We start from the raw sequence: 21,856 nt of genomic DNA, 5'->3' as shown, positions 1-21,856 counted from the left end.
AGCGCGAGACAATCCAAAACAAACCAATAAGGAGTGAATCCATGAAAGGCAAATCCTTGGCATGGATATTTTCCGCCGCGTTGGCGGGGACCGGTCTGAGCGGTGTGGCTCAGGCGCAAGAACAATTCGTGACCATCGGTACCGGTGGCCAGACGGGCGTCTACTACGTCGCCGGTCAGTCGATCTGCCGCTTCGTCAACCGTAACGCCGAAGACCTCAAGTGCAACGCACCTGCCAGTGGCGGTGGTGTGGCTAACGTCAACGGCCTGCGCAGCGGTGAATTCAATTTCGGCATCATGCAGTCGGACCATCAGTACAAGGCGATGGAAGGTCTGGAGCCGTTCAAGAACGAAGGCGCGATGGATGACATCCGTGCGGTCTTCTCGCTGCAGAGCGAAGTCTTCACCGTGCTGGCGCGTCGTGACGCCAACATCAAGGGTCTGGATGATCTCAAGGGCAAGCGCGTCAACATCGGCAACCCGGGTTCCGGTCAGCGCGACACCCTCGAAGAAATCATGAATGAGAAGGGCTGGGACAAGTCAGCCTTCAGCCTGGCCGCCGAACTCAAGCCGGCCGAGCAGGCCAGCGCTCTGGGCGACAACAACATCGATGCCATGACCTATTTCGTCGGTCACCCCAACGGCGCGATCCAGGAAGCGACTACCACTGTCGATGCCGTTCTGGTGCCGATCACTGGCCCGGAAATCGACAAGCTGCTGTCCGAGAAGTCCTACTACACCAAGGCCGAAATTCCGGGCGGCATGTACAAGGGTAACGACACTGCGACCCAGTCGATCGGTGGCAAGGCGGTCCTTTCGACCACCTCCAAGGTCGACGCGGATGTGGTCTACAAGCTGGTCAAGTCGGTGTTCGAGAACATCGAGCGCTTCCAGCGTCTGCACCCGGCATTCAAGGATCTCAAGCCGGAAGACATGATCAAGGTCGGCCTGTCCGCTCCGCTGCATGAAGGTGCCGAGCGCTACTACAAGGAACGTGGCTGGATGTAACGGCTGACAGACCTGCTGCGCCGTTGCGGCGGGTCTACCGTTCGCGGCTTTTGCCTGAAAACCCGTGTGCCTGGGCCGCGGGTTTTCGCGGTTTTCCGTTACCTGAAATAACAGGCCTCATTCATGCAAGACAAACAACTCTCCACCGAAGAGCTGATCGCCAAGGACGTCGGTGCGCGGCTGCCCGAAGGCGCCATGGCGAAACTGATCGCGGGCCTTGCGCTGCTCTGGTCGCTGTTTCAGCTGTGGATCGCTTCGCCGCTGCCGTTCATGCTGCGCGTCGGCGTTTTCAACAACACCGAAGCCCGGGCGATTCATCTGGCCTTTGCGCTGCTCCTGGCTTTTCTGGCCTACCCCGCTTTCAAACGGTCGCCGCGAGATCGCGTGCCATTGATCGATATCGCGCTTGCGCTGATTGCCGCCGCGAGTGCCGGATACCTCTTCGTTGCCTATGAGCAACTGGCACAGCGCCCCGGCAATCTCACCACCATGGATCTGGTTACCGCCTGTATCGGCATCCCCCTGCTGCTCGAGGCCACCCGCCGCGCGCTGGGCCCGGCACTGGCAATCATCGCGCTGATTTTTCTCGGCTACAGCCTGGCCGGGCCGTACATGCCAGGTCTACTGGCACACCGTGGCGTCAGCTTCACCGCCCTGGCCAACCACCAGTGGATCACCACCGAAGGCGTGTTCGGTATCGCGCTCGGCGTTTCCACCAGTTTCGTGTTCCTCTTCGTGCTGTTCGGTGCACTGCTCGAACGCGCTGGTGCGGGTCACTATTTCATCCAGCTGGCCTTCAGCATGCTCGGGCATTTCCGTGGTGGTCCGGCGAAGGCCGCGGTCGTAGCCTCAGGCATGACCGGCCTGATTTCCGGGTCCTCGATTGCCAACGTGGTCACCACCGGCACATTCACCATTCCGATGATGAAGCGCACCGGGTTTTCATCCGAGAAGGCCGGTGCCGTGGAAGTGGCTTCTTCGGTCAACGGCCAGATCATGCCGCCCGTCATGGGCGCGGCCGCCTTTCTGATGGTCGAGTATGTCGGGATCCCCTATGTCGAGGTGATCAAGCATGCCTTCCTGCCCGCGCTGATTTCCTACATTGCGCTGGTCTATATCGTTCATCTCGAGTCGCTCAAACTCGGCCTGACCGCCTTGCCGCGAGCAAATGTCGCCAAGCCGTGGATGCAGCGGTTGATCGGCTTCGTCTTTGGCGTTGCGCTGATTTCCGGTATCTCGCTGGGCGTCTATTACGGCCTCGGCTGGCTGAAGCCAGCGCTCGGTGACGCGGCGATCTGGGTCATTGGCGCCCTGCTGACGGTGGTCTACCTGGGGCTGTTGAAAATCGCTGCGAGCAATCCGCCGCTGCCGCCCGAGGACCCTGACGCGCCGCTGGAGAAGCTGCCACAGACTCGTCCGGTGCTGTTGTCCGGCCTGCATTTTCTGCTTCCGGTCGTGGTGCTGGTGTGGTGCCTGATGGTCGAACGGTTGTCGCCTGGCCTGTCGGCATTCTGGGGCTCGGTGATGCTGATCATTATCCTGCTGACCCAGCGGCCGCTGCTCAGCTGGATGCGTCGCGACGGTAGCCATCAGCACGGCACGTTCATGGATGGTCTGGTCGACCTGCGCGAAGGCCTGATTGCTGGCGCGCGCAACATGATCGGCATCGGTATCGCCACCGCGGCGGCAGGAATCATCGTCGGCGCGGTGTCCCAGACCGGTGTCGGTCTGGTGCTGGCCGACCTGGTCGAGCTGCTGTCGATGGGCAACCTGATGCTGATGTTATTGCTCACCGCCTTCCTCAGCCTGATCCTCGGTATGGGTCTGCCAACCACTGCCAACTACATCGTGGTATCGAGCCTGCTGGCACCCGTGGTCGTGGCGCTGGGGCAGCAGAGCGGACTGATCGTGCCGCTGATTGCCGTGCACCTGTTCGTCTTCTATTTCGGCATCATGGCGGACGTTACGCCACCCGTTGGCCTGGCCTCGTTCGCCGCGGCTGCGGTGTCCAAGGGCGATCCGATCAAGACCGGGGTGGTGGCGTTCTATTACAGCCTGCGCACGGCGGCGCTGCCCTTCCTGTTCATCTTCAATACCGACCTGTTGCTGATCGACGTGAATTTCTGGCACGGCGTCGTGATCTTCATCATCGCGACAGTGGCGATGCTGATTTTCGCGGCGGGTACCCAGGGTTACTTCCTGGTGCGTAGCCGCTGGTACGAAAACATCCTGCTGTTGTTGATCGCCTTCACGCTGTTCCGTCCCGGCTTCTGGATGGACATCGTGCACGATCCCTATCGCGACATTCCTCCGTCACAGCTGGTCCAGGCGATGGAAATGGTCGATGAGGACAGCCAGCTGCGCCTGCGCATCCGCGGCGAAGATGCGGTCGGTGATGTGCGTGAGTTCAGCCTGCTGGTCGCTATTCCGGACGGCGAAACGGGTGAAGAGAAGCTGGAAAAGCTCGGCCTGATGACTTACGAAGAAGACGGCAAGGTATTGATCGACAGCGTGACCTTCGGTAGCCAGGCTGCCGAACTGGGCTTGCAGTTCGACCAGGAGATCCTTGCGGTTCGTGCACCCACCGATCGCTGGGCCAAGGAATGGATGTGGCTGCCGGCGCTTTTGTTGTTTGGTCTGGTGGTGTGGATGCAACGGCGGCGCAAGCGGGACTGAGCCTCCCGCGCCGCTGAGCTAGCCCCGGCCATGCCAAGCATCGCCGGGGCTTTTTTCTGTGTGCTGATCGGTGCGGTCGGGTAATTGCGTGCGGTGGTGCGCACTGCGCGATCAGGCGGGCTTACCGGGAGGCAGTTGCTGCTTGGTAATTCGCTTATCGCGAGCATTCTGTGTGTCACCCGGTGCGCGGGCTTTACCGGTGCCAGGGCCTTCAAGCGCGGCATAAGCGGCGCTGCAGAACAATGAGTTCAGACGCTTCATATCGGCGATCAACTCCAGATGAGCAGCGCTGGTCTCGATGCTTTCGACTACCTGCTGATGCAGGCGGTGCACATGAGCATGAGCCAGCTCGCGCTCGCGCTTGCGGAACTGGCGCTTCTGCTGCAGCAACTGGCGCGCGCTGTGCGAGTCGCCGGACAGGAACACCGACAGGCCCAGCGCGAGGTTGGCGCTGAGCAATCCGTGCAGTTGGCTGAGCTCGTCCAGGCCGGTATCGGAAAAGGAGCGGCGCTTGGATGTCTTGATGTTCTGCACCTTGCCGAGCATGTGCTCGATGATGTCGCCGGCCTGCTCCAGATTGATCGCCAGTTCGATGATCTCCGCCCAGCGTCGGCTTTCCTGATCGGCCAGGTCTTCACGCGGCATGCGTGCCAGGTATAGCTTGACCCCGCTGTAGAGGGCATCGACATCGTCATCCAGGCGGCGGATCTCTTCGCCCGGTTCCGGCCGATCGTCGCGCAGCACCTCCAGCAACCGTGCCAGCATGGTTTCCACCAGATCGCCGATGCGCAGTGTCTCGCGTGTGGCATTGGCCAAGGCCAGCGTCGGCGTGTCTAGCGCAGTAGGATCGAGGTGGCGCGGTTGGGCGATGCCGTTATCGATCACACGCTCGGGCATCAGCCGCTCGCAGAGACGAGCCATCAGCCCGACGGTCGGCAACAGCAACAGGCAGCGCAGCGAGTTGTAGGCCAGGTGGAACGCGATTACCTGCGTCTGTGCGCTATAGCCAAGCGTGCCCATCCAGTTCACCAGCATCGGCAGGAAGGGCAATATCAGCAGCCCGGCGAGCTTGTAGAGCAGATTACCCAGCGCCACGCGCCGCGCCGACACGGGTTGCGCGGTGGCGTTGAGCCAGGCCAGCACGCCGCTGCCGACATTCGCGCCGATGACCACGCCCAGCGCCACCGGAAGGCTGATAAGGCCGGCGCTGGCCAGCGTCGCGATCAACAGCACGGCGGCCAGGCTGGAATAGGAGAGCACAGCGAAGACTGCTCCAACTACGACCGCCAGCAGGGTGTCGCCCGCGAGCGACGAGAACAGCACGCGCATGCCACGGGCTTCGGTGATCGGCTCGGCGGCCTGTACGATCAGCTGCAAGGCGAGAATGATCAGGCCCAGACCGATCAGCACGCGTCCGAGCTGGCCGGCGCGGGTCTGTTTGCGTGACAGGAACAGGCAGACGCCGAGCAGGGTGAGCAACGGCGAAAGCCAGGACAGATCCAGCGTCAGCACCCGTGCCATCAGCGCCGTGCCGACATCGGCACCCAGCATGATCGCCAGCGCGGTAGGCAGTGCCATCAGGCCCTGGGCGACGAAGGAAATCGCCAGCAATGCGGTCGCGTTGCTGCTTTGCACCAGGGCAGTCACACCGATACCGGCGCTGAATGCCAGCGGTGAATTGGCCATGCTGTGGCCCAGCAACCGCCGCAAGTGCGAGCCATAGACGCGCATGATGCCGGTTCGCACGATATGCGTGCCCCAGACCAGCAGGGCAATGGACGAAAGCAGGTGCAGCAGCGTCAACATCAGGCGGTTTTCTCCGGCGAGCGGCGAATGGCGAGCGCTTGCGCCGATCGGCGCGATACGGATCACGGGATATCCGGTTGACCTCCCCGCGGTTGCCCCGTTCACGATTCTGTCGCGAGCGGTCTGCGCGACACATCTTGTCGCGCGCTTGGCGCACGATGTCGCTGTCACTCGCTAGCCAGGCAGGTGGCCTGTAACCTATCCACTTCGTTTTTCAGCGGTCTGCCCATGCTCAGCCTTTACCACGCTCCCGACCTGGAAACCCTCGGCGAACTGGCCACGACGCTGCTCGCCCAGCCGCTCAGCGATCCTTTCGCCCCTGCGCGGGTGGTGGTGCCGAGTCAGGGCATGGGTCGCTGGTTGACGCTGGAGCTGGCGCGCAAGCAGGGCATTGCCATGCAGCTGGAAATGCAGTTGCCGGCCAAGTTCGTCTGGGATCTGAGCCGCGCGGTACTGGGCAGCCTGCCGGAGCAGTCGGCGTTTTCGCCGTCGACCCTGACCTGGCGCCTCTACGGCTGGCTATGTGACCCGCTCAACCTTGAACTGGCGCCTCGCCTGGCGCTGTATCTGGATGGTGGCGATGAGCGCAGGCGTCTGAGCCTGGCAGCGAAGATCGCTGACACCTTCGACCAATATTTGCTCTATCGAGACGACTGGCTGGCTGCCTGGGAACGCGGTGAGATGCTTGATCTCGGCCCCGACGAGGGCTGGCAGGCGCTGCTGTGGCGCGAGTTGACCAAGGACGGCCACCCGCACCGCGCGCGCCTGCTCGGCGATCTGCTTAAGCGTCTCTATGACGATCAGCCCCTGACCGACTTGCCCGAGCGTTTGCTGGTGTTCGGCATCAGCAGCCTGCCGCCGCATCATCTGCGCGTGCTCGAAGGGCTGGCGCGGCACATCGAGGTGGTGATCTGCGCGCTCAACCCCAGCCGCGAGGCCTGGGGTGAGATTCGTGATATCCGCGAGCTGGCCCGGCAGTCCTCCGGTCCGGCCATGCGGCCGGAGCGCGTTGCGAGCGAAGGGCAAGGTTCTAACGCAGCCCGTTCGAGCGCGGCAGCATTGCCCCAGCCGACCGGGCCGGATGACTGGTATCTCGATGTCGGCCACCCGCTGCTGGCCAGCCTCGGCAAGCAGGGTCGCGACTTCTTCGATTCGCTGTTCAGCCTCACCTCGAATGAAGGCAGCCAGGAGATCGGCCTGTATTCCGAAGACGAGGACCTGCGCGACGACAGCCTGCTGCATGCGCTGCAGAACGACATTCTGCGCCTGCGCACGCGACTTCCGGAGCAGCGTATGACACTGGCGCAGAGCGACCGCTCGCTGGAAGTGCACATCGCCCACTCGCCATTGCGTGAGGTGGAAATCCTTCACGACCAGCTGCTGGCGCGCTTCGCCGCCAACCCGACGCTGACCCCGGATCAGGTGGTGGTCCTGACCCCCGATATTGAGCGTTATGCACCCTTCATCGAAGCCGTATTCGCCAGCCGAGAAGGCGTCCCGCGGATTCCCTACAGCCTCGCTGACCGCAGTCTGCGCGCCGAAATGCCGCTGATCGAGGCGTTCCTCGAATTGCTGATGCTGGCCCAGAGCCGTTTCGCTGCCGAGGAGATTCTTGCCTGGCTGGAGCAGCCGGCCATCGCCCGTCGCGCCGGCATCGAAAACGAAGACCTGCCGCTGCTGCGCGACTGGCTGCGAGAGGCGGGAGTACGCTGGGGCCGCGACGGCAGCCAGCGCGTCCGTCTCGGCTTGCCGGACGAATCGGCCTTCACCTGGCGCCAGGGCCTGGATCGCCTGTTGCTTGGCTTTGCCGCACCGCCGCAGCTGGCCGGCGATTCTGCTCCGCTGCTCGGAGATCATTGGCCGCTGGATGCGCTGGAAGGCGCGCGCGGGCAACTGTTGGGACGGCTGGTCGAGTTCGTCGAGCGTCTCGGCAACCTCGCCGACCAGCTGGCGCGGCCTCGTCCGCTGGCCGAGTGGGCGGACGATCTGCAATCGCTGATTGATACCCTGTTCGATGAGCGCGAGGCCGGTGACACCCTGCTGTTGCTATCCCAGGCCAGTGCATCGCTGCGCGACCAGGCGCAGGCCGCGAACCTTGATCGGCCCATCGAGCTGGAACTGGTGCACCAGCAGCTCAGTGCTGCGCTGCAGCAGGGCGGCGGCGCCTCGGGATTTCTCACCGGCGCAGTGACCTTCTGCACCATGGTGCCGATGCGCAGTCTGCCGTTTCGCGTGGTTTGCCTGCTGGGCCTGGACGACGGCGCTTTTCCAAGACGCACGCCACCGTCCGGCTTCGACCTGATCGGACGCCACCCGCGGCGCGGTGATCGTGCGCGCCGGCTCGATGATCGCTATCTGCTATTGGAGACGTTGCTGTCTGCGCGGGAGGCGCTGTACCTGTCTTATGTCGGCCGCGACCCCCGCGACAATGCCGTGCTGCCGCCATCGGTGCTGCTCAGCGAAGTGCTCGAAGCCGTCGATATGACCGCCGTCTGCAGGAGCGAGCTTGCTCGCGATCCTGCCAGCACCGATGCCTTGCAGCCGAAAGAGCCAAAGGCTAGCGAGAAAATCCTCGTCGCCCACCCACTGCAGCCATTCGCGCCTGGCAACTTCGCCAATGCGACTTGTGCCGGTTTCTCGCTGCCCTGGTTTCGTGCCGCGCAGCGTCTGGCGCAGCCTCCGCAGCGGGAGCCGCAGCCCTTCTCCAGTCTGTTGGATGAGCCGGATGAAGCCTGGCTGACCATCGAACCGTCGCAGCTGCTGCAATGTTTCCGCCATCCGGCGCGCTTCCTGCTGGAGCAGCGCCTTGGTCTGCGCCTGGCCGATGCTCAGGAGGCGCTTGCCAGCGACGAGCCCTTCGATCTGGAAATGTCGGCCTGGAACGGCCTGCGGCGCCTCTCGCTGCAAGCTCTGGAACATGGCTGGAGCGACCTTGAGGAGCGCCGTATGGCCTGTGCGGCGGGCTGGCTGCCGGCCGGCGAGCTGGGCCAGGCGTTGTGGGGCAAGCTGCGCGGCCCGGTGCGTGCATTCGCGCCGCGCCTGTTCGAACTGCGCCCGGACGCAGTGCCCGAGCCGCTGCCGGTGGATATCACTCTGGCCGGCGTACGCGTGCACGGCTGGCTCGATGGCGTGACCCCGGCCGGGTTGTTCGGCTGGAAGCTCGGCCGTCTCGGCGAATGGGACCTGCCGCCGTTCTGGCTGCGCCACCTGTTACTCAATCTATCGGCCACGCCGGGCATTGAACGCAACAGCCTGATGCTTTCACCCGCGGGCGACTGGCAGCTGGGGCCGCTGCCGAATGCCGCCGCGCTGCTGGAGCCCTGGCTCGCGGCTTATCGCAGCGCCATCCGTGAGCCCTTGCCGCTGTTACCGCGCAGCAGTCATGCCTTCGCCAGGGGCTATCGCAATCCGACGCGCGGCAGCGAACCGCTGGAGTGCGCCCGCAGGCGCGCCCGCGAAGCCTGGCTCGGTGCCGAGTTCAGCCCCATCGCCGCCGAGGCGGAAGATCCCTGGAACGCGTTGGCGTTCCGTGATCGCGATCCGCTCGACGCGCGTTTCGAAACCCTGGCCGAACAGCTGATCGGTCCCGCATTGGATGCCCTGGCTGAAGAAGAGGAGCAAGCATGAAACTCGACCTGCTCGACTCGTCTTTCGACGGCCGCTCACTGATCGAGGCCAGTGCCGGCACCGGCAAGACCTGGACGCTCACGGCGCTCTACGCTCGCTTGCTGCTGGAGCGGCAACTGTCGGTGGGGCAGATTCTGGTGGTCACCTACACCACTGCCGCGACTGCCGAACTGCGTGAGCGCATTCGCGCGCGGCTGGCCGATCTGCTGGCGGTCTATGACGGCACGCCGAGCAGCGACGACTTTCTCAACCGCCTCCACGCCCGCTTTCCTGACGAGGCCGCGCGGCGCCGTTTGTTGCTCGCCGTGCATGGCTTCGATGAAGCAGCAATTTTCACTATTCACGGCTTCTGCCAGCGCGCGCTGCAGGACGCAGCCTTCGAAGCGGGCGGCGATTTCGACAGCGAGCTGACCGCCGACGACCGCGAGATCATCGATGCGCTGCTTGCCGACGCTTGGCGCGGCGAGCTGGCTGACGCCGATCCGGCCTGGGCACGCTTTCTCGCCAAGAGCCGCATCACCCCGGTGTGGCTGCGTCAACGGTTGCGCAGTCACCTGGGCAAGTCCTATTTGCGGGTCGAGCCGCAGGACGTGCCGGCCCCCGCCGATCTGAGAGCAACAGAAGCGGCCTGGCAACGCGCTGCGTCGCTCTGGACGACGGCGGGCACGGCTTGGGTGGCCGAGCTGTTCGCCCACGGCGGGCTCAGCCAGAGTACTCACAAGCGCATCAAGTTCGAGCCTTGGCGCAGCGAGCTCGATGCCTATTTCGCCGATCCGGCGGTCATGTTCGATCTGCCCGACGGCGTTACCAAATTCGGCGTGCGGGCGTTGAGCAAGGCCTGCAAGAAGGGCTTCGATGCACCGGTATGCGAACTGGCCCATGCGTTGGACGAGCTGGCCGACCGGGTGGCGGAGGCAGTGCCGGCGGGCAAGCGACGTTTGATTGCGCTGCAGGTGGCTTTGCTCGAACGACTCAACCGCGAGCTGCCCGAGCGCAAGGCGGCGCAGCGGCTGTTGGCCTTCGACGACCTGCTGAACCGTCTGGATCAGGCGCTGCAGGGGCCGGTCGGCGAGGGACTGGCGGCCTCGCTGCGAGCGACCTATCCGCTGGCGCTGATCGACGAATTCCAGGATACCGACCCGATCCAGTACGCCATCTTCAACCGCATCTACGCCAAGGGCGGTGATGCCTCGCTGTGCTTTGTCGGCGATCCCAAGCAGGCGATCTACGCCTTCCGTGGCGCGGACCTCGCGACCTACATGACGGCCAAGCAGCAGGCCGATCGTGAACCGTTCAACCTGCCGACCAACTACCGTTCCACGCCGGCGCTGATCGATGCGCTGAATCGCCTGTTCACGCACCCGCAGCCGTTTGCTCAAGGCGATCTTCAATACCCGCCGGTGGGCGCCGCCGAGAAGTCGCGCTCCAGCCTGCGCCTGGTGGAGGAGGACGAGGCGCGCCGCTGTCTCTGGTCTGGCTCGGTGACGATCCGCTGGGCAAGGGCGACGCCGCGCAACTGGCAGCGAGCGACACCGCACGACGCATCGCCCTGCAGTTGGCTGCAGCCGCCGAGGGTCAAGCCGGGTTCGATAGCGACGGCCAGTTCAGCGTGCTCAAAGGCGGCGATATCGCCGTGCTGGTGGCCAACCACCGGCAGGCCGGGATGATCGCCGACGAGCTGGCCGCGCGTGGCGTGCCCAGCGTGCGCCGTGGGCGCGACAGTGTCTGGCGCAGCGAGGAGGCCACCGAACTGGCCGCGGTGCTCGCCGCCTATGTCGAGCCAGGACGCGAAGGTCTGCTGCGCTACGCCTTGGCCACGCGATTGCTGGGCCGTAGCGCGGCCGATCTGGCGCGCTGCCAGAACGATCAACAGCAATGGGATGCCGAGCGTGAAGCGGCCGAACGCTATCACCAGCTCTGGCAGCAACAAGGCTTCATGCGTGTGTTCCGTGCCTGGCTCGACGAGCAGGCCGTGGCCGAGCGGTTGCTGGCACGCGTCGACGGCGAGCGCCGGCTGACCAACCTGTTGCACCTCAGCGAACTGCTGCAGGCCGAAAGCCTGCTGCGCCCTGGGCTCGAGCCCTTGCTCGCCTGGTTCAACGCCCAGCGTGGCAGCGAAGGTGCTGGTGAAGAGGCACTGCTGCGCCTGGAGAGCGATGCCGAACGGGTGCAAATCGTCACCATCCACACCAGCAAGGGCCTCGAATACCCGCTGGTGTTCTGTCCGTTTCTCTGGGACGGCAAGCTGCTGGGCAAGAATCGCGACAGCGCGCGCTGCCATGACGTTAATGGTCAACCGCTGCTGGATCTCGGCAGTGGGGAACTGGAGGAGAACCTCGAGCGCGCCCGTCAGGAGGTGTTCGCCGAGCAGCTGCGCCTGGCCTATGTCGCGCTGACTCGTGCCCGCGACCGCCTCTGGCTGCATTGGGGGCCGGTGAACCTGTGCAAGCCAAAGAAGGATGGCAGCCTGGCGGATGAAGGTCTGCACACCAGTGCGCTGGCCTGGCTGCTGCACGGCCGCGAGCTCACTGGAGCTCAGCCATTGACCGAGCTGGGTAACCACCTGGCCGATCTCAACGGCGGTAGCCTGCGCCTGGCTATCGAGCGGCTGGTCCAGCAGAGCGACGGCACCATGGCCTGCCTGCCGCTTGAGGCGCGCGAAGCCAACGCACAGGGCCCGGGCCGAGCGACCCCACCGCAGCAGTTGTCGCAGCTCAACCGCAACCTGCACAGTGCCTGGCGCATTGGCAGTTTCTCCGGTCTGGCGGCCGGCATGCATATGGAGGCGCCGGACCGCGATGCCCTGGCCATCCCCGATGCCGGCGAGCCGGGCAGCGGTTTCTTTGCTTTTCCCCGCGGCGCACGTGCGGGTACCTGCCTGCACGCGATTCTCGAAGACTGGGCGCGCGACAAGGGCGCATTGGCAGAGCTGATCGAGCCGGCGCTACAGGCGTTCGGCCTGCCGCTGGAGTGGAAAGAGATCGCCGGTCAGCATTTGCAACGGGTGCTGGATACCGATCTGAATGGCAACGGCCTGACGCTCACCGCGTTGCAATCCGCTAAACGCCTGCCGGAGCTGGGCTTCACCTTCCCGGTACAAGAGCTCGACGTGACGCGTCTGCGTGCTCTGCTGATGGACCCGGCCAGCGGCCTGGCCGCCCCGCTGCGTGAGGCGGCGGCGCGGTTGGAATTCGACAGCCTCAAGGGCTTTCTCAAAGGCTTTATCGACCTGACCTTCGAGCACGACGGGCGCTGGTATATCGCCGACTACAAATCCAACTGGCTCGGCCCGGATGTCGGTTACTACGGCGGCGAGCGGCTGCTGCAGGCTTTGGCGGGCGAACATTACTACCTTCAATACCTGATTTATCTCGTGGCGTTGCGTCGCTTCCTACGCCAGCGACTGGCCGATTTCCGCGACGAGCACCTAGGTGGTGCCTTCTACCTGTTTCTGCGCGGCATGCCGGAAGCGGGTGTGTATTTCGCGCGTCCGGACGATGCTTTGCTCGATGCGTTGGATCGATTGTTCGAGGAGGGACGATGATGCACTCCGCTTTCGCAGGGTGGGCCGGGTGGCGGTTCGCTTCGGTCCACCCGTTCTGCCGCGTCGCCATACTTGGTGGGCTGAAGCCCACCCTACGGTATGTGCGATCTCTGCTCCAGGGATGCGCTGCTCAGAGCGTAGAGCTGCCTGTTGAAAGAGGGCAATTGATTGCAACTGCCGCGGCGACTGTAGGGTGGGCTTCAGCCCACCGCTTTGGCTGCCCGACCCTGCCCGCGTGGAGGTATGCGCGATGAGAGTTCTGGCGGACCTGCCGCTCGGCCCGCTGGAACGTGCCTTTATCGCCAGCCTGCAACGCCTCGAACCCCAGGCGTCCGAGCCGGTCTTGATCGCCGCCGCGCTGTGCTGCGAGGCTCTGACCGCAGGTGACGTCTGTTTGCCGCTCGCGCGCATCGCCGGCAAGCGGCCATGGCCGGAACTTGATGTCAGTGTGCCGCCACTCGCCGCATGGCGTGCCCAACTTGAGGCATCGTCCCTGATCGGCACGCCCGGCGACTACACGCCGCTGATCCTCGACGGTGAGCGCCTTTATCTCGCCCGCTACCAGGCCTATGAACAGCAACTGGCTGAGCAGTTGCTCGCCCGCGCGGCGGACGCACCGGAGGTGGATGAGCGGCAGCTAAGCGAAAGCCTGACGCGACTGTTCGCGTTCAATCAGCAGAGCCCTGACTGGCAGCGTCTGGCGGCGGCGCAAGCGGTACGACGGCGGCTGACGGTGATCTCCGGTGGCCCCGGCACGGGCAAGACCACTACCGTCGTGCGCTTGCTGGCGGCGCTGCTGGAGCAGCCCGGGGGGGAACGTCTCGCCATCGGCCTGGCCGCCCCTACCGGCAAGGCCGCGGCACGCATGGCCGAGGCGATCCGTAATGCCAAGGCCGACCTGCCGGCCAGCGAAGCGGTCAAGGAAGCGCTGCCGGATGACGCTCGAACGCTGCATCGTCTGTTGGGTAGCCGCGGTGACAGTCCGAAGGTGCGTCACGATGCTGCCAATCCGCTGCCGCTGGACGTGCTGGTGGTGGACGAGGCGTCCATGGTCGACCTGGCACTGATGGCCAAACTGGTCGCCGCACTACCGCCCAAGGCGCGCTTGATCCTGCTCGGCGATAAGGATCAACTGGCTGCGGTCGAAGCCGGCGCGGTGTTCGCCGAGCTGTGCGAGGGGCGCGGTTTCGATGAGCAGGCGGCCAGCGATCTGCAGCGCATCACCGGCCAGAGCGTGCCGGTAGACAGGCCGCGTTCTCGCCTGGGTGACGCAGTGGTGTTGCTCACCCACAGTCATCGTTTTGCCGGTGACAGCGGCATCGGAGAGCTGGCGCGGAGGATCAATGGCGGCGACGCCAAGGGCACCGTGACGCTGCTGCAGGAGCAGCGCGCCGACCTCGCCTGGAACGCCACGCCGGCGCCGGCCGCGCTGATCGAGCGACTGGAACAGGGCTATGCGCCTTACCTGCAGGCCGCGCGGCAAGCGGATCCGGCGATGGCGTTCGACGCGTTCAACGGCTTCCGCGCGCTGACCGCGCAGCGCCAAGGCGCCTTCGGTGTCACTGGCATCAACGAGTCATTGGAAGCACGCCTCAAGCGTCGTCTCGGCGTGCCGGCTCGCGAACGCTGGTACCCAGGCCGCGCGGTTATGGTCCGGCAGAACGACTACGCCCTGGGCCTATTCAATGGCGATATCGGGTTGTGCCTGAAAACCGAGCAGGGCCTGCGGGTGTTTTTCGAGGGCGAAGAAGGTTTTCGCGGTTTCGCCCCGGCGCGGCTACCGAGCCATGACAGCGCCTTTGCCATGACCGTCCACAAGAGCCAGGGCTCGGAGTTCGCCGAGGTTCTGTTGGCGCTCCCTGAGCAGCCCAGCCCGCTGCTCACGCGCTCGCTGTTCTACACCGGCATCACCCGAGCCAAACAGAAGGTGGAAATCTGGGCGCTGCCGGCGCGGCTCGCCGAGGCGGTAAACACCCGTGCCGAGCGAGCGGCCGGCCTGGCCGAGCGGTTGGCGCTGAGAACCGATGATCTGTCCGATCTGGGCCAGGCGGCACCCGTCGCACAACCCAGCGATCAGCTCAGTCTGTTCTGACCTTCTGGCGGAACGCGGTCGTTCCGCGAAGCCCCGGCGGGCGTTCGTTTCCGTGAAGTCGTTGTGCGTATCGGCGGTTGAATTCTGTTCCGATGCACGGTCACCGCGAGGCAACGGATACGGGCATGAAAAAGACATTTTTTATCCTATGGGCACTGCTGAGCTCTTTGTGCGTCGTCGGCGCGCTCATCGCCTGCTGGCTGGAACCCTCCTGGATGGGCGCCGGGTTGGTGCTGCTGGCAGGCTATTACTCGCTCTGTTTCTTTCAGTTCATTCGCGCACTCTGCCAGCCCTGGGGGCTGCTCGGGCCCAGACGCCGGGCGGGTTACTGGTTCTGTCTGTTGCTGCTGCCACTGGCTCTACTGCCGCTTCACGCGGCGTTCGAAATCTGGCAGCAGGGGGGCTATAGCGCGGAGCGCATGGGCAACGTCGGCATCCTGATCGCCACGCCGCTGCTGGCCTGGCTACAGGACCTGATGGGTTACCTCGGGCCAATGTTGCTACTGGCCTCGCTCGGCCTGGCCTTTGCGGTGGGACTGCTGCGCCTGCTCAAAACCCAGGTGGTGCGCTGATCTGTCTTTGAACCCGTGACGTTTCGGCGCGGCTGCGAGCGAAACGTCAACAGGTCCTAGCCGTTCAGCAGGGTCAGCACCAGCGGCAGGCTGGCGGCGGCGAGCAAGGTCTGCAACGTGATGATGCCCGCCATGAGATGGCTGTCACCGCCGAGCTGGCGGGTCAGTACGTAGGCCGTCGGCGCCGTGGGCAATGCGAAGAACAGCACGAGGATGGTCGTCTCCATTGCCGGCAGGTCGAGCAGTCGAGCCACCGTGTACGCCAGCAGTGGCACGGCCAGCAGGCGGAGGCTGCTGTTCCAGCCGAGCGCGGGGATTTCACCGCCGAGTTCCCGCGGTTTTAGCGCGGCGCCGACGCATAGAAGACCTAGCGGCAGGCTTGCGGCGGCAAGCAGGCCCAGTAAGCGGTCGGTGCCACCAGGCAGGCCCAACCCCGATAGATTGATCAGCGCGCCAGCTACGCAGGCGAGGATCAGCGGGTTCTTCATGATCGGTAACAGCAGCGAACGCACGCTGACGCCACGCTCAGCGGTCAGCGCCCACACAGACATGACGTTCACCGTGGGCACCATCAGAGCCAGCATCAACGCCGCCAGCGCCAGGCCTTCCTTGCCGAACAGGCTGCCCACCGCCGCCAAGCCCAAGTAGGTGTTGAAGCGTAGCGCGCCCTGAGCAAATGCCCCGAACCGGGCGGCTGGCCAGCCGCGCATTCGTTTGAAAAGCAGCAATCCCGCCCACGCCATACCCAGCCCCAGCATGACTGCCCCGGCCAGACGCGGTAACTCGGGATTGTTCAGCGGCGCGGTAGCCAGACTGCTGAACAGTAGCGCCGGGAACAGCACGAAGTAGTTGATCCGTTCGGCACCGGGCCAGAAGGCCTCACTGGGAAATTCACGCAGTCGCAAGAAATAGCCGGCGACGATAAGGGCGAATAATGGCCAGAGAGCAAGCAGAAGGGCAGTCACGCGATACATCCATGAATGTAGGTCAACGGATAGTGGAGCGCCGCGCCAACGTCCGCAAGCCGGACGTTTATCTTGTTGCGATGTCGAAAGCAGGGTGTTCATCGGGAAAATGAGCGCAGTGATATCAAACTGATATTATCGCGGCGCCTGCATACGAGCCGCACCCATGCGAACGATAGAACAACAATCTGCCGAAGATTATCGGGACACACTCTACGGACAACAGCTGCTCAAGGGCTTCGGCCGCCTGCTGTTCGTTCCGGAGCTGGAGCGCGAGTTTCGCCGCTATCTCGATCGTCAGGCGCGACTGGCGCAACAGCTCGGCGCCTGCCTGCTGATTCTGGTTGTTGGTGGTTATCTCTATGTCGAACACAGGCTGTTCGGTCACCTTGACTCCGAGTGGCTGTACGAGCTGACTCTGCTGCGTCTGCTGCAAATCATTCCTGGGCTGGTGGTGCTGTCGATAACCCTGTTCTTCAAGCAGGTGCGGGACATTGCCAGCCGCATGCTTCCGCTGTTTGTCGTGATGATCGGAGTGATAGCGGCGCGGATCGATATGCACTATGAGGCCACCCAGCCGGAGATGGCATTTCGCTACGGTGCCGGCCTGCTGATCATCTGTTCGTTCTTCTTTCTCGGCGTGACCTTCTGGCGCGCGATGGCCAGCGCGGTGGCCATCGTTCTCTTGGATCTGCTCATTGCGTTCATGATCCTTTCCCCCAGCGAGCTGCAGGTCCACTGGTTCTCGGTCAGCTATTACCTGGTGCTGCTGGTGCTCGGTGCCATCAGCCGTTACGCCCATGAATACTCTGAGCGAGAGCAGTTCCTGATACGCAAGTTGCTCGGCTGGGTTGCCCAGCACGATGCCATGACCGGTCTGGCCAATCGCCGCAGTTTCGATACTTCGTTACAGCAAATGCTCCTGCAGGCACGGCGCGACCGCCAACCGCTGGCCCTGATGCTGTTCGATCTGGACAACTTCAAAAGTTACAACGACAGCCTTGGCCATCCCGCGGGCGACGTCTTGATCAAGGAATTCAGCATGCTGCTCGACCGCTTTGCGCGGCGCCCGCTGGACTTGGCGGCACGGGTAGGAGGCGAAGAGTTCGCGTTGTTGTTGTTTGACTGTGATGCGGATTCAGCCGAAGAGATTGCCGGGAAACTTCTCACGGCGCTTGCCGAGCGTGCATTGCCGCATCCGGCTGCCCGTGGCAGCCACGTTACTGTGAGCATCGGTGTGGCGATGCTGCAGCCGGAGCAGACCGCTGCACAGCTATACCAGGCTGCAGATGCCGCCTTGTATGAGGCCAAGCAGGCTGGCAAGAACCGCTACGAGCTGAGCCCGCGCAGTCAGCGAGGTGATGAGCGCTAAAGGATCAGCGCCGTGGCGTGACCGGGCGGGTGCGGCCACTGCCGTCGATGGCGACGAAGACGAACACGGCTTCGGTGACCTTGCGCCATTCGCTCGATAGCGGATCATCGCTCCAGACTTCTACCAGCATGCGGATCGAGCTGCGCCCGACATCCAGCGTCTGGGTATAGAAGGACAGTTGCGCGCCGACTGCCACAGGCACCATGAACGCCATGCGATCAATGGACACCGTCGCCACGCGCCCGCCAGCCGCCCGGCTTGCCATCGCGTGCCCGCCAGGTCCATCTGCGAGACCAGCCAGCCACCGAATATATCTCCGAAGCCGTTGGTGTCCCGTGGCAGGGCGGTTAGCTGCAGGGCAAGGTCGCCCTGCGGGATCGGGTCTTCCTGTTCGTACTCATTCATTGGGTCGGACTCACAGCGCGTTTGTTGTTCTGGCGCGAAACCCCACGGCAGTGCGGGCCGGGCCGAGTATAGCGGCTGTATGCGGCGGCAGCGACCGACACGCGAGAACTTCCCGGCCGTCACCAGATTGTCATATTCCCTTCATAGAGTATTCACACGGCCTGCAGACAATGGCCCCCGTTCCAACACCCTCGAGCACACCCCTGCTAGGAGCAAGGTATGACACTGAATCGTTTGATGGCGGCCCTAACCTTTGTTGCCGCTGGTGTAGGCGCTGCTAACGCAGTCGCCGCGGTTGATCCGGCACTGCCAAGCTATGAGAAGACTTCCGGCGTATCCGGCAACCTGTCCAGCGTCGGCTCCGACTCCCTGGCCAACCTGATGACCCTGTGGGCCGAAGACTTCAAGCGTAGCTACCCGAACGTCAACATTCAGATCCAGGCCGCCGGTTCTTCCACTGCACCGCCAGCCCTGACCGAAGGCACTTCCAACATGGGGCCGATGAGTCGCCCAATGAAGGACAACGAGATTCAGGCCTTCGAAGAGAAGTACGGCTACAAGCCGACTGCCGTACCGGTCGCCATCGACGCCCTGGCTGTGTTCGTACACAAGGACAACCCGATCGAGAGCCTGGACATCGAACAGGTCGACGCGATCTTCTCCAGCACCCGCCTGTGCGGTGGCGAGAAAGACATCACTACCTGGGGCGACGTGGGTCTGACCGGCGAGTGGGCGAACAAGCCGATTCAGCTGTTCGGTCGTAACTCGGTATCCGGCACCTACGGTTACTTCAAGGAAGAAGCGCTCTGCAAGGGTGACTTCAAGCCTAACGTGAACGAGCAGCCGGGTTCCGCCTCGGTCGTGCAGTCGATCTCCAGCACCCTGAGCGCCATCGGTTACTCGGGTATCGGCTACAAGACCTCCAGCGTCCGCGCCGTACCGCTGTCCAAGGGTGGCGAGGCCTTCGAAGCCAACGAAGAGAACGCTCTGGCTGGCAAGTTTCCGCTGGCTCGCTTCTTCTATGTCTACGTCAACAAGGCGCCGAACAAGCCGCTGAGCCCGATCGACGCCGAGTTCCTCAAGCTGGTGCTGTCGAAGCAGGGTCAGGAAGTCGTGGTCAAGGACGGCTACATCCCGCTGCCGAAGAAAGTCGTCGACAAGACGCTGAATGAGTTGGGTCTCAACTAAGACCTGATGCTGGCCTCGCGGCGCTCGCCGCGAGCTGAGCAGACGCCCGCCACGCCATGCGCGTTGGCGGGCGTTGTCGTGTCACGGTGATGTAATTTTTCTGTCACACAATTGCATTAAATTGGGCGCCCCACCGCCCCTCGCAGTCAGTGAAACGACTCGCGCCAGATGGCGCTGCAGTTTTGACGGCCTGAGTGGCCAGGATCCTTCGCATGAACGACATAGAGACCATGAGCGCGAATTCCGATGTGCAAAGGCTGGACTTCAATACCCCGGCTCTGCAACGCAAGCGCCGTATACGTGCGCTGAAAGACAACCTGGCGCGCTGGTACGTCTCCATTGGTGGCCTCGCTGTGCTTGGCGCGATCTGCCTGATCTTCTTTTACCTCGCCCAGGTCGTCACGCCCATGTTCCAGGGTGCCGAGCTGGAGGCGCGCGATGCGCAGCAGCCGGCTTGGCTGGCCGATGCTGGTGAGCCGCTGCTGCTGGCGATAGAAGAGCAGAACAAGGTCGCGATGCGCCTCGGGTCGGACGGCCAGGTGCGTTTCTTCAGTGTTCAGACCGGCGAGTCGCTGCGTAGCATCGCGCTGCCGTTGCCGGCCGACAGCCAGATTGTTTCGGTTGGCCAGGATACGCCTGGCAACCGCCGTATGGTGCTCGGTCTGAGCAACGGCCAGGTGCTGGTTGCCGAGCACAACTACAAGGTCAGTTATCCCGACGGCAAGAAGACCATCACACCCCAGCTTGACTATCCCTTCGGTGAAGAGCCGCTGGATTTGGATCCGCAGGGCCGCCCCATCGAGCACGCGGCGGTCAGCCTGAACGGCAAGACCTTGATGGTTGCCGGTGCCAGTGACGGCGCTCTGCATGCGTTGAGCATCTCGGCCACCGAGAACCTGCTGACCGGTGAGACCAGCCTGGAGCAGAGACGTCTGGACCTGCCGCAGCTCTCCGAACCGATCAAGGCGTTGCGGGTCGATCCTCGCCATATGTGGTTGTTCGCGGTGAGTGGTCGGGCCAGTGTCGACGTCTTCGACCTGCGCCGCAAACAACTCAACGGCCGCTACAAGCTGCTCGATGACAATGGCGAAATCACCACTGTCGCGTCGCTGCTTGGGGGCATTTCGCTGATGGTTGGCGATTCGACTGGCGGCATTGGTCAATGGTTCATGGTTCGGGGCAACGACGGCCAGGCCGAGCTGAAGAACGTGCGCAACTTCCAGCTGGACGATCAACCGGTCGCTCAGATCATTCCAGAGGAGCGCCGCAAAGGGTTCCTCGCCCTGGATACCGCCGGTACGCTGGGCATCTTCCACAGCACCGCGCACCGTACCCTGTTGACCGAACAGGTTGCCGAGGGCGTCGCCGTGGCGACCATGTCCCCGCGGGCCAGTCGCCTGCTGGTGGAATCCGGCGACCAGCTGCAGCGCTTCGTCATCGACAACCCGCACCCGGAGATTTCCTGGAGCGCGCTGTGGGGCAAGGTCTGGTATGAGAGCTATCCAGAGCCCGATTACGTCTGGCAGTCGACCTCGGCAACCGGCGACTTCGAACCCAAGCTGAGCCTCTCGCCACTGGCCTTCGGTACGCTCAAGGCGGCGTTCTACGCCATGCTGCTGGCGGCCCCGCTGGCTATCTGCGCAGCGTTCTATACCGCGTACTTCATGGCGCCCGCGCTACGTCGCAAGGTCAAGCCGGTGATCGAGCTGATGGAAGCGTTGCCGACGGTGATTCTCGGGTTTTTTGCCGGCCTGTTCCTCGCGCCCTATTTGGAAAATCACCTGCCCGGCATCTTCAGCCTGCTGCTGCTGATGCCTGTGGGCATTCTGCTAGCCGGTTGGTTCTGGAGCCGGTTGCCGGAAAATATCCGCCTGAGCGTGCCCGATGGCTGGGAAGCGGTGCTGCTGATTCCCGTGATTGTGGCCGTAGGCTGGGGCTCGCTGGCGGTCAGCGGTTATCTGGAGAACTGGTTCTTCGGCGGCGACATGCGTCTGTGGCTGTCGAACGAAATGGGCATTCCCTTCGACCAGCGCAACGCCCTGGTGATCGGTCTGGCAATGGGCTTCGCCGTGATCCCGACCATCTATTCGATCGCCGAAGATGCCGTGTTCAGTGTGCCGAAAAGCCTCACCCTGGGTTCCCTGGCGCTGGGTGCGACGCCCTGGCAGACGCTGACCCGCGTGGTTCTGCTGACCGCCAGCCCAGGCATCTTCTCGGCACTGATGATCGGAATGGGGCGTGCAGTCGGCGAAACCATGATCGTACTGATGGCCACCGGCAATACGCCGATCATGGAGGCCAACATCTTCGAAGGCATGCGCACCCTGGCGGCCAACGTCGCGGTGGAAATGCCCGAGTCGGAAGTAGGCAGTACCCATTATCGCGTGCTGTTCCTCGCCGCGATGGTGCTACTGATGTTCACCTTCGTGATGAACACCCTGGCCGAGCTGATTCGCCAGCGCCTGCGCCGCAAGTACGCCAGCCTGTAACAGAAACGACGCCTCTGGGCGCGCAAGGACGCAGCCGGTGACGGCTGCGACAAGATTTCGACAAAGGTATCGATCCGTGAAAAAGGATTCGCTGAAAACCTGGATCAAGAGCG

Annotated in this window: 10 protein-coding genes and 2 pseudogenes; 9 read left to right on the top strand and 3 right to left on the bottom strand. The window is 63.7% G+C overall.

What is annotated here, in order from left to right; translation table 11 throughout:
- Window positions 1–41 precede the first annotated feature (41 nt).
- Entirely contained in the window at window positions 42–1,007 is a 966-nt protein-coding gene (locus DQ405_RS03065) for a TAXI family TRAP transporter solute-binding subunit (protein ID WP_168422875.1), read from the top strand.
- Between the two features lie 123 nt (window positions 1,008–1,130).
- Window positions 1,131–3,683 (top strand): TRAP transporter permease, encoded by a 2,553-nt coding sequence (locus DQ405_RS03060; protein ID WP_168422874.1) that lies wholly within the window; start codon window positions 1,131–1,133, stop codon window positions 3,681–3,683.
- Between the two features lie 111 nt (window positions 3,684–3,794).
- On the opposite strand, the gene DQ405_RS03055 is transcribed toward DQ405_RS03060, so the two are convergent.
- On the bottom strand, window positions 3,795–5,489 hold the full coding sequence (locus DQ405_RS03055; protein ID WP_168422975.1) for a Na/Pi cotransporter family protein: 1,695 nt from the start codon (window positions 5,487–5,489) through the stop codon (window positions 3,795–3,797).
- Window positions 5,490–5,717: 228 nt separating this feature from the next.
- Here DQ405_RS03055 and recC point away from each other — a divergent pair, with 228 nt between their 5' ends.
- The 4 genes and pseudogenes from recC (at window position 5,718) to DQ405_RS03035 (ending at window position 15,324) form a co-directional block, all read left to right on the top strand.
- The gene (gene recC, locus DQ405_RS03050; RefSeq protein ID WP_168422873.1) at window positions 5,718–9,116 is read left to right on the top strand and encodes an exodeoxyribonuclease V subunit gamma; all 3,399 of its coding nucleotides are present in this window, start codon (window positions 5,718–5,720) and stop codon (window positions 9,114–9,116) included.
- Window positions 9,113–12,660 (top strand): annotated as a pseudogene (recB, locus tag DQ405_RS03045) (exodeoxyribonuclease V subunit beta). Before recC ends, recB begins: the two are co-directional and overlap by 4 nt.
- Window positions 12,661–12,910: 250 nt before the next feature.
- Complete coding sequence (gene recD / locus DQ405_RS03040) at window positions 12,911–14,752, top strand: exodeoxyribonuclease V subunit alpha (RefSeq protein ID WP_168422872.1); 1,842 nt, start codon at window positions 12,911–12,913, stop codon at window positions 14,750–14,752.
- Window positions 14,753–14,877: 125 nt separating this feature from the next.
- Window positions 14,878–15,324, top strand: a complete 447-nt coding sequence (locus DQ405_RS03035) for a hypothetical protein (RefSeq protein WP_168422871.1) — start codon at window positions 14,878–14,880, stop codon at window positions 15,322–15,324.
- Between the two features lie 56 nt (window positions 15,325–15,380).
- Here DQ405_RS03035 and DQ405_RS03030 read toward each other — a convergent pair whose 3' ends face one another.
- The gene (locus DQ405_RS03030) at window positions 15,381–16,298 is read right to left on the bottom strand and encodes an AEC family transporter (protein ID WP_168422870.1); all 918 of its coding nucleotides are present in this window, start codon (window positions 16,296–16,298) and stop codon (window positions 15,381–15,383) included.
- A gap of 157 nt (window positions 16,299–16,455) precedes the next feature.
- Here DQ405_RS03030 and DQ405_RS03025 point away from each other — a divergent pair, with 157 nt between their 5' ends.
- Window positions 16,456–17,661, top strand: coding sequence for a GGDEF domain-containing protein (locus DQ405_RS03025; protein WP_168422869.1), 1,206 nt, complete (start codon window positions 16,456–16,458; stop codon window positions 17,659–17,661).
- A 4-nt stretch (window positions 17,662–17,665) separates the two neighbouring features.
- Here the strand turns inward: DQ405_RS03025 and DQ405_RS03020 are convergent.
- Window positions 17,666–18,066, bottom strand: a pseudogene (locus tag DQ405_RS03020) (acyl-CoA thioesterase).
- Window positions 18,067–18,285: 219 nt separating this feature from the next.
- Between DQ405_RS03020 and DQ405_RS03015 the strand changes: the two are divergent.
- Both DQ405_RS03015 and DQ405_RS03010 read left to right on the top strand, forming a co-directional pair.
- Window positions 18,286–19,254: a PstS family phosphate ABC transporter substrate-binding protein gene (locus DQ405_RS03015; RefSeq protein WP_168422868.1), complete on the top strand. Its 969-nt coding sequence runs from the start codon at window positions 18,286–18,288 to the stop codon at window positions 19,252–19,254.
- A gap of 212 nt (window positions 19,255–19,466) precedes the next feature.
- The gene (locus DQ405_RS03010) at window positions 19,467–21,743 is read left to right on the top strand and encodes an ABC transporter permease subunit (protein ID WP_168422867.1); all 2,277 of its coding nucleotides are present in this window, start codon (window positions 19,467–19,469) and stop codon (window positions 21,741–21,743) included.
- Window positions 21,744–21,856 lie beyond the last annotated feature (113 nt).

This window comes from Pseudomonas sp. SST3, from assembly GCF_003325755.1.
Note: the sequence above shows the minus strand (reverse complement) of the source record. Positions and strands in the feature narration are given on the sequence as shown.